At 49.0% G+C, this 12,802-nt stretch carries 10 protein-coding genes; 3 read left to right on the top strand and 7 right to left on the bottom strand.

The window, feature by feature from the left end; genetic code table 11:
- Positions 1–12: 12 nt before the first annotated feature.
- The 5 genes from AAKU61_RS03080 to aptA form a co-directional block, all read right to left on the bottom strand.
- Complete coding sequence (locus AAKU61_RS03080) at positions 13–1,497, bottom strand: NCS1 family nucleobase:cation symporter-1 (protein WP_354329565.1); 1,485 nt, start codon at positions 1,495–1,497, stop codon at positions 13–15.
- 148 nt (positions 1,498–1,645) lie between these two features.
- A complete protein-coding gene (preA, locus tag AAKU61_RS03085) occupies positions 1,646–2,929 on the bottom strand; it encodes an NAD-dependent dihydropyrimidine dehydrogenase subunit PreA (protein WP_354329567.1) in 1,284 nt (427 codons plus the stop codon).
- A complete protein-coding gene (locus tag AAKU61_RS03090) occupies positions 2,929–4,326 on the bottom strand; it encodes an NAD(P)-dependent oxidoreductase (protein WP_354329569.1) in 1,398 nt (465 codons plus the stop codon). Before AAKU61_RS03090 ends, preA begins: the two co-directional genes overlap by 1 nt.
- Before the next feature lie 487 nt (positions 4,327–4,813).
- Positions 4,814–6,319 carry a CoA-acylating methylmalonate-semialdehyde dehydrogenase gene (locus AAKU61_RS03095; protein WP_354329587.1) on the bottom strand — a complete coding sequence of 502 codons (1,506 nt, stop codon included), beginning with the start codon at positions 6,317–6,319 and terminating at the stop codon, positions 4,814–4,816.
- Positions 6,320–6,379: 60 nt separating this feature from the next.
- Positions 6,380–7,696, bottom strand: a complete 1,317-nt coding sequence (gene aptA / locus AAKU61_RS03100) for an omega-aminotransferase AptA (protein WP_354329571.1) — start codon at positions 7,694–7,696, stop codon at positions 6,380–6,382.
- A 203-nt stretch (positions 7,697–7,899) separates the two neighbouring features.
- Here aptA and AAKU61_RS03105 point away from each other — a divergent pair, with 203 nt between their 5' ends.
- The 3 genes from AAKU61_RS03105 to AAKU61_RS03115 all read left to right on the top strand — a co-directional run bounded on the left by AAKU61_RS03105 (position 7,900) and on the right by AAKU61_RS03115 (position 11,645).
- Positions 7,900–9,390: an aminotransferase-like domain-containing protein gene (locus AAKU61_RS03105; RefSeq protein WP_354329573.1), complete on the top strand. Its 1,491-nt coding sequence runs from the start codon at positions 7,900–7,902 to the stop codon at positions 9,388–9,390.
- Positions 9,371–10,060, top strand: a complete 690-nt coding sequence (locus AAKU61_RS03110) for a TetR/AcrR family transcriptional regulator (RefSeq protein WP_354329575.1) — start codon at positions 9,371–9,373, stop codon at positions 10,058–10,060. The genes AAKU61_RS03105 and AAKU61_RS03110 overlap by 20 nt, the downstream gene beginning before the upstream one ends.
- A gap of 580 nt (positions 10,061–10,640) precedes the next feature.
- A complete protein-coding gene (locus AAKU61_RS03115) occupies positions 10,641–11,645 on the top strand; it encodes a LacI family DNA-binding transcriptional regulator (RefSeq protein WP_354329577.1) in 1,005 nt (334 codons plus the stop codon).
- A 26-nt stretch (positions 11,646–11,671) separates the two neighbouring features.
- Here AAKU61_RS03115 and AAKU61_RS03120 read toward each other — a convergent pair whose 3' ends face one another.
- Both AAKU61_RS03120 and AAKU61_RS03125 read right to left on the bottom strand, forming a co-directional pair.
- On the bottom strand, positions 11,672–12,205 hold the full coding sequence (locus tag AAKU61_RS03120) for a YggT family protein (protein WP_354329579.1): 534 nt from the start codon (positions 12,203–12,205) through the stop codon (positions 11,672–11,674).
- Positions 12,206–12,304: 99 nt separating this feature from the next.
- Positions 12,305–12,802, bottom strand: a 498-nt coding sequence (locus tag AAKU61_RS03125) for a histone (RefSeq protein ID WP_354329581.1), incomplete at its 5' end; no start/stop codon positions are given.

Below are 12,802 nucleotides of genomic sequence, written 5' to 3' on the forward strand. Positions count from 1 at the left end.
TTTGTCTCCTGATTATTTAGTAGGTTGCAGCACAGCTACTACCTGATCCGATTTACCCTGCATCATGACTAAATATACTAAACCTGATAACACCAGACCGATAAACCAAGCGTAGGTATAAATTGTTTTTAATATTCCCGGAACATCAGGGAAGGATGTGGGAAATGCTGCATTTAAAAATCCGGGAATATTGGGCACAACACCGATTACAAAGGCGACAATCGCTGCCATGTTCCAACCGTTGCCGTAAGAATATTTGCCGTTTTCCTGGTAGAGCTGAGCTACATCCAGATTGGTTTTACGAATAAAGTAATAGTCGATTATTAATATACCGGCGATTGGTCCTAACAACGCTGAGTAGCCAATCAACCAGGTAAAAATATACCCTTGGGTTGATTCTAAAATCTTCCATGGCATCATGGCAATCGCGATAAACGCTGTGATGTAGCCACCCGTTTTATAGGAAATTAGTTTAGGGTTGAGTGCTGAAAAATCATATGCAGGACCAACCAGATTGGCGGCTAAATTAACGCTGACAGTATCAATCAACAAAATCAACAGAGCGATCAATACCGCAACACCTGTCATACGACTAGCAAGATCAACCGGATCCCAAATCGCTTTGCCGTACAAAACTACCGTGGCAGAAGTCACAATCACCGCCAGCATGGCTAACAATGCCATCGGCACTGGCAAACCCACGCTTTGACCGATAAGCTGATCGCGCTGAGTTTTAGCAAAACGAGTGAAGTCGGGAATATTCAATGCCAGCGTCGCCCAAAACCCTATCATCGCAGTGAGCGAAGGCCAGAACGTAGTCCAGAATTGTCCGGCCTTTTTGCCTCCCTCAATAAACTGTGACGGTTGATCCAAAATTGGCCCAAAGCCACCCGCCTTGTTATATACCCAACCGAGCAGGACAAAACAAATAACGATCTTCAAAGGCGCGGTATAAGTTTCTAATTTACGAATCGAATCCATACCGTGAAAAATGTACCAGAACTGGATCGCCCAAAACGCTAAAAAGCACGCGAACTGCGCCGCATTAATACCAAGGCCAGCGATCTTATCGCCGCCCAGAGGATGGCCGAGCAACACACCTGCCAAGGTATAAATCATCATGCCGCCAAACCAGGTTTGAATCCCGTACCAGCCACATGCCACAATCGCGCGCATCAATGCTGGCAAGCGTGCACCTTTGGTACCGAATGAAGAACGAGCCAGCACCGCATAAGGAATACCGTACTTGGTACCGGCATGTCCGATCAGCAGCATAGGCACCAGCACAATAGCATTAGCAAGAAAAACCGTTACCACCGCTTGCGATGCAGACATACCACCTTCAATCAAACTAGCCGCCAAAGTATAGGCGGGTATGCACATGACCATGCCCACCCACAATGCGGCAAAGTGATACCAGCGCCAGGTACGCTGACTCTCGCTCGTCGGTGCCAGATCTTCGTTCCAGAGTGCGCTGCTTGCGGTGGTCTTGTTCACGTTTACCTCTCCTTCAGTTGGACTTACTTAAAATCTTGAGGATGCCTGTTAATGCAAAAGGATTGCGCCTTTAAAGAGCGCAATCCATATGTTAAGACCTGTATATTTAAACGCTGTATTTGAAATCAATAAGTAAGGACAGCTTGATTTATGCCTTGACCAGATTCTCCGCTCTAGGATTGCGCGGGTCTTGCGTCCAGTTCATATAAGGTTTGCCCGTCTCTTCCGCGACCATCGTAATGCAATTCTCAACGGGGCAAGTAATCTGACATAAGTTACAGCCGACACACTCTTCTTTGATGACTTCGTATTTACGTTGTCCGTTGTCTGCAATCAGTTGTGAAATGGATTGATGTGAAGTGTCTTCGCAAGCGATGTAACAGCGACCGCATTGGATACAACTATCCTGGTCGATCTGAGCGATGCTCTTGAAGTTCATATTCAGATATTTCCAATCCGTCGTATTGGCAACAGCTTTACCGCGAAAATCTTCTATCGTGGCATAGCCTTTTTCATCCATCCAACGCGACAGGCCATCTTTCATGTCTTCAACAATACGAAAACCATGCAGCATTGCAGCAGTACAAACTTGTACAGAACCGGCTCCGAGGGCTATAAATTCTGCAGCATCACGCCAGTTACCGATACCGCCGATACCAGAAATCGGCAAACCCTGCGTAGCAGGATCACGTGCGATTTCTGCGACCATATTGAGTGCAATTGGTTTGACAGCTGATCCACAGTAACCGCCGTGTGTACTTTTACCACCCACAATAGGACGGGCCACCATATTGTCCAGATCGATTGAGGTAATGGAGTTGATCGTATTGATCAAAGAGACTGCATCTGCACCACCATTGTGTGCAGCGCGCGCAGGCATGCGGACATCGGTAATATTCGGGGTGAGCTTGACGATGACAGGTAAAGAACAATATTGCTTGCACCAGCGCGTGACCATTTCGACATACTCGGGTACTTGACCGACGGCAGCGCCCATGCCACGTTCTGGCATACCATGCGGGCAGCCAAAATTGAGTTCTATCGCGTCAGCGCCGGTCGCTTCGACCAAGGGCAAAACTGTTTTCCAGATCGCCTCTTCGCATGGATACATCATGGAGACAATCATTGCGCGATCCGGCCAGTCTTTTTTGACTTGGGTAATTTCACGCAGGTTGATGTCCAGACTACGGTCAGTAATCAGTTCAATATTATTGAAGCCAATGACTTCACGATTTTTACCAAAATGGGCAGAGTAGCGGGAGGAGACATTCACCGGCGCCGGATCTTCGCCCAAAGTTTTCCAGACTACGCCGCCCCAACCTGCTTCAAAAGCGCGGATCACGTTATATGCCTTATCAGTCGGTGGCGCAGATGCCAGCCAGAATGGATTAGGAGATTTAATACCGGCGAAATTAATGCTGAGATCGGCCATTATGCAGCCTCTTTTTTAGAAAGTGAGTTGGACAATAAGTCTTGATGAATTGCAGCTGCGGCGAGCTTGCCGTGCTGTACCGCCTGCACCGTCAAGTCTTGCCCCGGCGCGACACAATCACCCCCAGCATAGACGCCCGAAACCGAGGTGCGGAAGCTGTCGTCCACGTGGATTTTATCGCCTTGCTTTTCCAATTCCACAGCCAGGGCATCATTGATCGATGCTGCATCTAATGATTGTCCAATCGCTTTAAAAATAGCATCGGCAGCGATATCAAAGCTTTCTCCTGTACCGACCAGGCGAGCACCATCCATACGGGTTTTTTCAAAACGCATACCGCGTACGCGACCCGCTTCATCCAATAATATTTGTTGTGGTTGTGCCCATGTTTTCAGACGCACTTGATGTGCCTTGGCGATATCTTGCTCATGTTCAGTGGCGGACATGGACTCTGTACCGCGCCGATAAACCACGGTTACATCATCGGCACCTAGTCGTGCCATCTGCACTGCCATATCAATTGCGGTGTTACCTGCACCAATCACCAGGCAACGGGATGCCAGTGGCAATTTACTCAAATCATCGGCTTGACGGAGTTCAGCGATATAGTCGACTGCGGAGAGTAAGCCTGCGGCATCCTCACCAGTCAAACCAAGTTCTCGGCTTGCGCCAAGTCCTAGGGCTAAAAATACCGCATCATATTGCTGACGTAAATCAGAGAGCTTCAAATTACCGCCCAGAGTTTGTCCGTATTGAATCGTGATACCGCCAATTTCCAATAAAAAGTCGACTTCGCGCTGTGCAAAATCATCTGGCAACTTGTATTTAGCAATACCGTATTCGTTTAGACCACCTGCTTTTGCATGCGACTCGAACACTACGACATCGTTACCCAACATTGCCAGTCTGTGCGCGCAGGACAGACCTGCCGGTCCGGCGCCCACGACAGCAACCGTGCGCCCTGTCACGGTTGCACGTTCAAAAGGATGTTTGTCAAACTGCATGTTGTCAATGGCATGACGTTGTAAAAGACCAATTTTGACTGGCTGCCCTTCCGCATCATGATTACGCACACAGGATTGCTCGCACAAAATCTCGGTAGGGCAAACACGTGAACAGCTGCCACCGAAAATATTCTCTTGCAAAATAGTTTTTGCTGCGCCGTTGATATTTTCGTTAGCGATATTGCGGATAAAGCTAGCAACATCAATGTCTGACGGGCAGATACGGGTACACGGCGCATCGTAACAATACAGGCAGCGCTGGCTTTCTATTAGTGCCTGGCGCGCTGTCAGTGCGGGCACCAGATCAGTGAACCGGCTTGCCAGCTCTTCTTTGCTGGTAGTCGGATGTCCGAGGTGCTCTAGCTTGGTCAATCTGCTTAAGACTTCAATCATGATTGCATTCCTAATTTTTAGTACCTAGGTTTTTACTTAGGTCTTTACTCGGTGTTTTGACACGTCATTTTTACTGGAAAACTATTGACCCAAATGAATACAGGCTCACTTATGTTATGGCTCAGTTTTACAGATCGCATTTGTTACAGCATTAGGCAAAGTGCAAGTCCGGCATATAGGAAATCCGATTGCGGATACCGATTTATATCAGATTACTAGCAAACCTCGTGCCAATATTTACCACTTGGTAAAAACAAATACTCTGCCGCTTTTCCTCGTTCTTAATAGTTTTTTGTTAAATTCCTGCTTTATTTTGATACATAAACGATTTTCCTTGCACCAACTGAGCACACTACTTTTGCACTATTGCTGCACTGCTCATCCACTGTTGACTTACCACTCCTTTACTACTTACCAAATGATTACCAGCTACTTGCTTGCTGCTTATCTGCCAGTTACCACGAGATATTGTTGCGCCGCAGGATGATCACTTCATTTGTGGAAACGCAAACTCAGCACCGGCAGTAGCAAGGCCTTTGTTTGCATCCGGCCAGCGCTGCATAACGGCTTTGGAGCGTGTATAAAAACGCACACCTTCCGGCCCATAGACATGATGATCACCAAACAGACTACGCTTCCAGCCGCCAAAACTATGAAAAGCCATCGGTACCGGCAAAGGGACATTCACGCCAACCATACCAACTTGAATTTGACGCACAAACTCGCGTGCTACCCCGCCATCGCGCGTAAAGATGGCAACACCGTTGCCATACTCATGACGGTTAATCAGATCTACGGCACTTGCTATATCTGGCAACCGCAAAACGCATAAAACCGGCCCAAAAATTTCTTCCTGATAGATGGTCATATTGGAAGTCACATGATCAAACAATGTACCGCCAACGAAGAAGCCGTTTTCTCGTCCGCTGACTTGGTAACCGCGTCCATCCACCACTAGCGTGGCGCCCTCCTCTACACCTTGTCCGATCAATTTTTCTATCCTCTGCTTAGCCGCCAGACTGACCACTGGCCCCATTTCTGCACCGTCTGCCATACCGTCGTTAATCTTGAGCGCAAGAGTGCGCTCAGCTAAGGCTGCAACTAACTGATCGGCAGCATTGCCAACTGCAACAGCGACAGAAATCGCCATGCAGCGCTCGCCAGCAGAGCCATAGGCGGCACCGATTAAGGCATCCACAGCCATGTCCATATCTGCATCCGGCATGACGACCATATGATTTTTTGCGCCACCCAACGCCTGTACGCGCTTGCCTTCAGCGCTACCCCGCGTATAAATATATTCTGCAATAGGAGTCGATCCGACGAAGCTAATCGCTTGCACTTGCGGGTGATCCAACAAAGCATCTACCGCCAGCTTGTCGCCTTGTACAACATTGAATACGCCATCGGGCAAACCGGCTTGTTTCAATAGTTCTGCCTGCAAAATGGAGGCAGAAGGATCGCGCTCAGAGGGTTTTAGAACAAATGTATTTCCGCAGGCTAGCGCGATAGGAAACATCCACATAGGCACCATGGCCGGAAAATTAAACGGCGTAATTCCAGCTACAACACCCAATGGTTGACGGAATGAACAAGCATCGATCCCACGTGCAATCTGATCGCTGAATTCCCCTTTCAACATATGTGGAATGCCGCAGGCAAATTCGACCACTTCAATACCGCGAGCCACCTCGCCCTGCGCGTCAGCAAAGGTTTTGCCATGCTCACGAGTGAGTATCCCGGCAAAGCGATCTGCATTTTCTTGCATCAAGTGTAAAAAACGGAACAAGACGCGGGCACGTGTCAGCGGTGGTGTATTTGCCCATGCGGGAAAAGCCTTCGCTGCTGCGGCAACGGCTTTATCCACATCGGCGGAAGATGCCATCACCACGCGCGCGATGGGTACTCCCAAAGCCGGGTTGTACACATCGGCATAACGACCGCTATCAGTATCCACACGTGCACCTGCGATGAAATGGGGAATAGTTTCAATACTTAATTCAGGATTCAATTCAGGACGCAATAATGGGTTCACAATCAGACACTCGCTTCATTAATCTAAGGTTTTTAAAATAGCGGCAAGCTTGCCAAACAACTCATCGATATGGGATTTCTCTAATACTAGTGGTGGTGATAAAGCGATAATGTCACCGGTGGTGCGGATCAAAATGCCATCGGCAAATGCCCGCTTAAAAGCATTAAAAGCACGTGCGCCGGGCTTGCCAGGGATAGACGCTAGCTCAATGCCAGCAATCAAACCCAGATTGCGCAGGTCAATCACATGCGGCAAACCCTTGAGGGAATGCACTGCATCAGCCCAGTAGTCAGTCAGGCTGCTGGCATGCTCCAGCACTTTTTGCTCTTCAAAAATATCTAGTATTGCTAGTGCGGCAGCACATGCCAGAGGATGGCCAGAATAGGTATAGCCATGGAATAGCTCGATGCCATCCGGCCCTTGCATCATGGTGTCGTAGATATATTTTTTAGAAAATACCGCCCCCATCGGTACGACGCCATTGGTTAATCCCTTGGCGACTGTCACCAGATCTGGTTCGACATCAAAATAATCAAATGCAAACGGCGTCGTCAGACGACCAAAGCCGGTAATCACTTCATCAAAAATCAGTAAAATGCCGTGCTTGGTACAGAGTTCGCGCAAGCGTTTGAGATAGCCTTTGGGTGGAACCAAGACACCAGTCGAACCGGCAAGCGGCTCAACAATCACAGCGGCGATAGTGGAGGCATCATGCAAAGCGACAATGCGCTCTAGCTCGTCGGCTAAGTGCGCACCATATTCAGGTTCACCACGAGTGAAAGCGTTTTTTTCCAGATTGTGGGTGTGTGGTAAGTGATCTACACCAGGCAACAGGCTGCCGAAAGTTTTGCGGTTATTCGCAATGCCGCCCACCGACATGCCGCCAAATCCGACGCCGTGATAACCACGCTCACGTCCGATCAAGCGGGTGCGGGTGCTATCGCCACGAGCCCGGTGATAAGCCAGTGCCATCTTCAAGGCACTGTCCACTGCCTCGGAACCGGAATTGGTATAAAACACCTGTCCAAAGCGATGATTGGTATAAGTCATCAAACGCTCTGCCAGCTCAAATGCGGAGGGATGCCCCATCTGGAAGGTCGGTGCAAAATCGAGTTGAGCGACCATATCTTGTACCGCTTTGACCAGTTTAGGCTGTGCATGTCCCAACGGTACGCACCACAAACCCGCCGTACCATCCAGTATCGTATTGCCATCGACATCGCGGTAGTACATGCCTTTAGCTGAGACCATCAACCGGGGATTACTTTTAAAATCGCGGTTGGCTGTGAACGGCATCCAAAATGGATGCATATCATTAGGGCGGGATTCATACATAAGACACTCCTGAATTTGGAAAAACTATTTACCATGTGGTAAAACTATGGTGCAATAGTAGGCGGCAGGATGAGAATCCCGACAGATACAGCTTGCTCAAAAATCAGCAACCGTACAGGTTGACGTAGCACTACAGTTAAGTTCAGATATCACGACGTATTGCAGTGAGCTGGTAACTGATCAGACCAAAATGGAGGCGAAAGATGGAAGATGCAGGAGTGGCAAAGTCAGACAATCTGTCTACGCCATGTACCATCCGCAGTAGTGCATCAGCCTGGCCCATCCTAACTCTGGACCGGACCAGGCGCGGCAATTTGGTGGACCAGATTGTGGAGTCGATTACGCAGCTGGTGAACAGCGGCGAGCTGCGTGTTGGGACCAAAATGCCTTCTGTCCGGCAATTTGCTAAATCCAATAGCATCAGCACTTTTACTGTTGTGGAATCCTATGATCGTTTGCTGACAACGGGCCTATTGTCATCGCGTCGCGGCTCTGGTTATTTTGTAGCTCGCATTGAAATCCCTGCAGCACGGTCAATCTTGCCAGCACCACTGCTACTGAATATTGACGCGCTCAGTCCCGATTTATATACCGGTGTGTCAGATGCCCTACCTGCCGGTTCTGGCTGGCTGCCGCCGGAATGGTATGGCGAATCGACGATTCTGGACGCAATCCGTCACGCGATGCGTATTCCTGCTTCGCGCTTACGTGGCTATGGCAATCCTCTAGGATTTCCCAGCCTGCGACAACATCTGGCAAGCACCCTGGCGGATGAACTATTCGCCGTCGAGCCCGATCGGATTGTGCTGACGCATGGTGCAACCCATGGTTTTGATCTGATCTTGCGCACCCTGACCAAACCGGGTGACTGCGTCTTTGTTGAAGATCCCGGCTATAGCAATTTATTGTCACTGATACGTCATCATGGATGCATCCCCGTTGGTGTTCCGCGTGGCGAACACGGTTTGGATTTTGATGTACTGCAAGAGAAAGCGACCCGCCATCAGCCCAAACTGATGTTCGTCAATACCGTGCTACAAAATCCCCTCGGGACTTCTCTCAGTCATGCGCAGGCGCATCGTCTGCTGGGACTGGCAGAGCGTTTTGATTTTTGGGTGGTGGAAGATGATATATACCGCGACCTAAGTGCACGCAGCGATCCTTCTCTGGCAGCGATGGATGGCTTACGGCGGGTTATCCGCGTTGGTAGTTTCTCTAAAACACTGTCACCGACCTTGCGGGTAGGCTCGATTGCAGCCTCGGCATCACTCATTTCTGAATTGGTCCGCGTCAAGATGTTGACGGGTTTGACCACATCAGAGATCAATGAGCGCGCTGTGCTGCACGCCATCACTGCGCGTCCCTACCGGCGCATGCTGGAAAAGCTGATCAGCCAGCTAGATACCGCACGCGATAGCAGCATTAGCAACTTACAAAAAGCCGGCATGACGATGTTGGCTAAACCTCGCGGCGGGATGTTTATTAGTGCCGGCTGGGAGACGACACCCACACTCAGCTTCAATGGCAAACTGAATGCCGATCAGGCACTCAAAGCGGGAATCCTGTTGTCGCCCGGTGAATTTTTTACGCTAGATGCGTGCAATACGATCTGGTTTCGCTTCAACGTGGCTTATACCCAATCCAAACAACTCAGTACTTTTCTAAAAAATTGCCATGACACTCTTGGACACTGAAAAATCTATCGCCGGAAAATCCAAAACTGCCACGACTAAAGTCAACCGGCGCCTGATCAACCGGGACAAATTAGAAACAGAAATCCTGGAACAGGCCGTACGGCTATTCGCTGAGTGCGGCTACGAAGGCACCTCAATTGCGACCATTGCCGAACAAGTTGGCCTCTCCAAACAAAATCTGCTGTACTACTTTCCAAGCAAGCCTGTGTTGTATCAGCGGGTGCTGGATGATGTTTTGAATGTATGGTTAGAGCGCATGAATAGCCTAGCCGATGATAGCCGCGAGCCAGAAGAATTGCTGCGTAGTTACATCGTCGCCAAGCTACAATTTTCACGCGAGCAGCCCTGGGGTTCGCGCGTGTACGCCATGGAAGTGATAGGCGGAGCAAAAATATACGGCGCAGATATCCGTAAAAAAGTCGTGCCGCTGCTGCGTAAAGACATAGAGATTTTTGAGAAGTGGATAGCGCAAGGCAAAATTGCCGCAGTTAATCCTACCCATTTACTCTTCGCCATCTGGGCGATGACGCAATCGTACGCAGACTTTGCGACTCAAATGAACCTGGTCATGAATCGCAAGCAGCTCAGTCGCAAGGATTTTGATGATGCAGAAAAACTGATCGTTGATATGGTGCTGGCGGGGTTGGCGATTACTCCCGCGACCAAATAATTCCAGAAAGTTGAAGAAGGTGTTATCGATGCTCGCCACATAACCTGGTCTTTGCTGTCCGATTTTGCATGGCAATTCTTAGCTGAAATCAACGAGTACAAAGTGCAGATAACTTATTGCGCATAAATATACTCCCTTACTGTATATATTAGTTGTCCAGAGAATGATTGGACAATACGGCATTTTCTAATATTTTTATGGGGAGTATATTTTAATCATCCTTGTAAGACTGACTTAAATCAAATTGGTCTAGATAAAAAATCAAGCTGCTTGCCATCATTTGCGTACCAGATCTAATAACACATGCCGAACGACATCGGCAATATTGGCGTAGTGATGACATCAAAATTCCACTATTCCACTAACACATCTGCAATGCACTTATTTTTGAGTATAAGACTTACGCAAAACCGCCCCAGCTGCGTTGTAGCTCCTAGCTGTACTAAAGTACTATCGTCGCTACGTCTTGCTGGGACAATTTTGCGTAAGTCTTAGATTAAAATAAAATTGCCATTTTTTTAAAAGTACCCTTTTCTGTAATTCATGCGTCATAATTCATATAGAGAAAGGATCTAATTTTATGGCAACAATGAAGCAGGTCGCAGAGAAGGCCAGAGTCTCCACCACTACGGTTTCTCACGTCATCAACAACACCCGGGTCGTCAGTGAAGATGCGCGCGAACGCGTGCTATCAGTGATCCAGGAGCTACGTTATATTCCCAGTGCTGTGGCACGCAGTCTTAAGAATGATAAGACGCAAACCCTGGGAATGATGATCCCCAACAATTCCAATCCCTACTTTGCCGAGGTCATCCAAGGCATAGAGGACGAGTCTTTTCGCTTAGGCTACAACATCATCCTGTGCAACTCTTACGATGATCCGAAAAAGCAAGCCGCCTACACCCGCGTGCTGATGGAAAAACGAATAGACGGATTGATTCTGGTCTCTTCAGGCATTGACCTGGAACTGACGCAATTACTCGCAGATGAAGCCATCCCCAAAGTATTAGTCGATAGAGAAGTACCCGGTGTTGCCGCAGACTTTATTGAAGCAGACCATGAGCAAGGCGGTTATCTGGCAACGAAATATTTGCTCGATCTGGGCCATCGCCGCATTGCCTGTGTGTCTGGCCCTAAGACTTTGTTACCAAGTGGCGATCGGGTATCGGGCTATCTGCGCGCCTTGAAAGAGGCGGGAGTTGATTACAACAGCGATTACCTTGCGCATAGTGACTTCACCAGCCAAGGCGGCTTTAGCGCATTTCAGCAATTGCTGGCACTGCCTAATCGTCCCACCGCGATTTTTGCCAGTAATGATTTAATGGCGATTGGCGGCTTATGTGCGGCGCAGCAAGCCGGAATGCGTATTCCCGATGAATTATCTGTGGTTGGTTATGATGATATTGCGCTGGCCTCGTTTAGCACACCGCCATTGACCACCATCGCGCAGCCCAAATATGAAATCGGTGTTTTGACAGCGCGGGTGTTAGTCAACCGGATTCTGAATGCAGAGTTACCATTCCGAAGAGAAATGCTGCAAACAGAACTGATCATGCGCCAGTCAACCGGACCAGCGCCAATTTAAACTTCGAATATCAGGATATCGTCGAGTTAGAGCAACAAGATTCTTGGCAGTAATTCGCTCAATAATCGATTCAGCACCTGCAACAAGATCAGCGCAACCATAGGCGAAAAATCAATGCCTCCCAAGGGGGGCAGTAATTTTCGTATGGGCGATAATATTGGTATATTCAGCGCTCGAATAAACGGTGCAAACGGTGCATTGGGATTGACCCAGCTAAAGACCGCTTCCAGCACCAATAAGGCCATCAAACCATACAATATCCATTGCAGCATTCTGAACAAGGCCAGCAAACCCAGCGCTGGCAAAGAGAGCTGAAACGTTGGCAGAACATCGATTAATACCGATACCAAGGCGACTAAAAAAGTCGCAATCACGCTAGCCCAGTCGTAACCTGCAAACCCTGGGATCACGCGGCGAATCGGATGCACCAGCCAATCTGTCAATTGAAAAATGGATTGTGCCAACCCCATAGGCGGCCTGACTCGCTGTGCCTGCATCCAGAACCGCAGCAATAGAAAACCTGCGAACAAACCAGCAATCGTATCAACGACAAAACTCACTATTCCATACAACACTGTTCTAACCCCTAAAAAAAACCCACTGGGTGAATATCACGCAGTGGGTATTGTGCCTGAAATTCAGGCGTACAAGCGATCCGATTACGCTGGACGTGTGCCTGTAGGGAATGGCCATGCTGCTGTCGGGCTTACGACCGTTTTAGCATCTGGCGTTGCTGGCTTAGCTGCTGCTTTCGCTGCTGGCTTGGCCGCTGCTTTTTTTACTGCAGGCTTAGCTACAACTTTCGCTGCTGGCTTGGCCGCAACTTTTGCTGGCTTCGCTGCTGCTTTTGCTGCTGGCTTTGCTGCTGGCTTTGCTACCGCTTTTTTAGCGACTGGCTTCGCTGCTGCTTTTGCTGCTGGCTTTGCTACCGCTTTTTTAGCGACTGGCTTCGCTGCTGCTTTCGCTGCTGGCTTTGCTACCGCTTTTTTGGCGACTGGCTTCGCTGCTGCTTTCGCTGCTGGCTTTGCTACCGCTTTTTTAGCGACTGGCTTAGCTGCTGCTTTTGCTGCTGGCTTTGCTACCGCTTTTTTAGCGACTGGCTTCGCTGCTGCTTTTGCTGCTGGCTTTGCTACCGCTTTTTTAGCGACTGGCTTCGC

This window comes from Undibacterium sp. GrIS 1.2 (assembly GCF_040544435.1).
Taxonomy (GTDB): Bacteria; Pseudomonadota; Gammaproteobacteria; order Burkholderiales; family Burkholderiaceae_D; genus Undibacterium.

Bases quoted from the DNA above. Each gene is read 5' to 3' on its own strand.
- preA (WP_354329567.1), bottom strand. From the start codon at position 2,929: ATGGCCGATCTCAGCATTAATTTCGCCGGTATTAAATCTCCTAATCCA.
- AAKU61_RS03090 (WP_354329569.1), bottom strand. From the start codon at position 4,326: ATGATTGAAGTCTTAAGCAGATTGACCAAGCTAGAGCACCTCGGACAT.
- aptA (WP_354329571.1), bottom strand. From the start codon at position 7,696: ATGTATGAATCCCGCCCTAATGATATGCATCCATTTTGGATGCCGTTC.
- AAKU61_RS03105 (WP_354329573.1), top strand. From the start codon at position 7,900: ATGGAAGATGCAGGAGTGGCAAAGTCAGACAATCTGTCTACGCCATGT.
- AAKU61_RS03110 (WP_354329575.1), top strand. From the start codon at position 9,371: ATGACACTCTTGGACACTGAAAAATCTATCGCCGGAAAATCCAAAACT.
- AAKU61_RS03115 (WP_354329577.1), top strand. From the start codon at position 10,641: ATGGCAACAATGAAGCAGGTCGCAGAGAAGGCCAGAGTCTCCACCACT.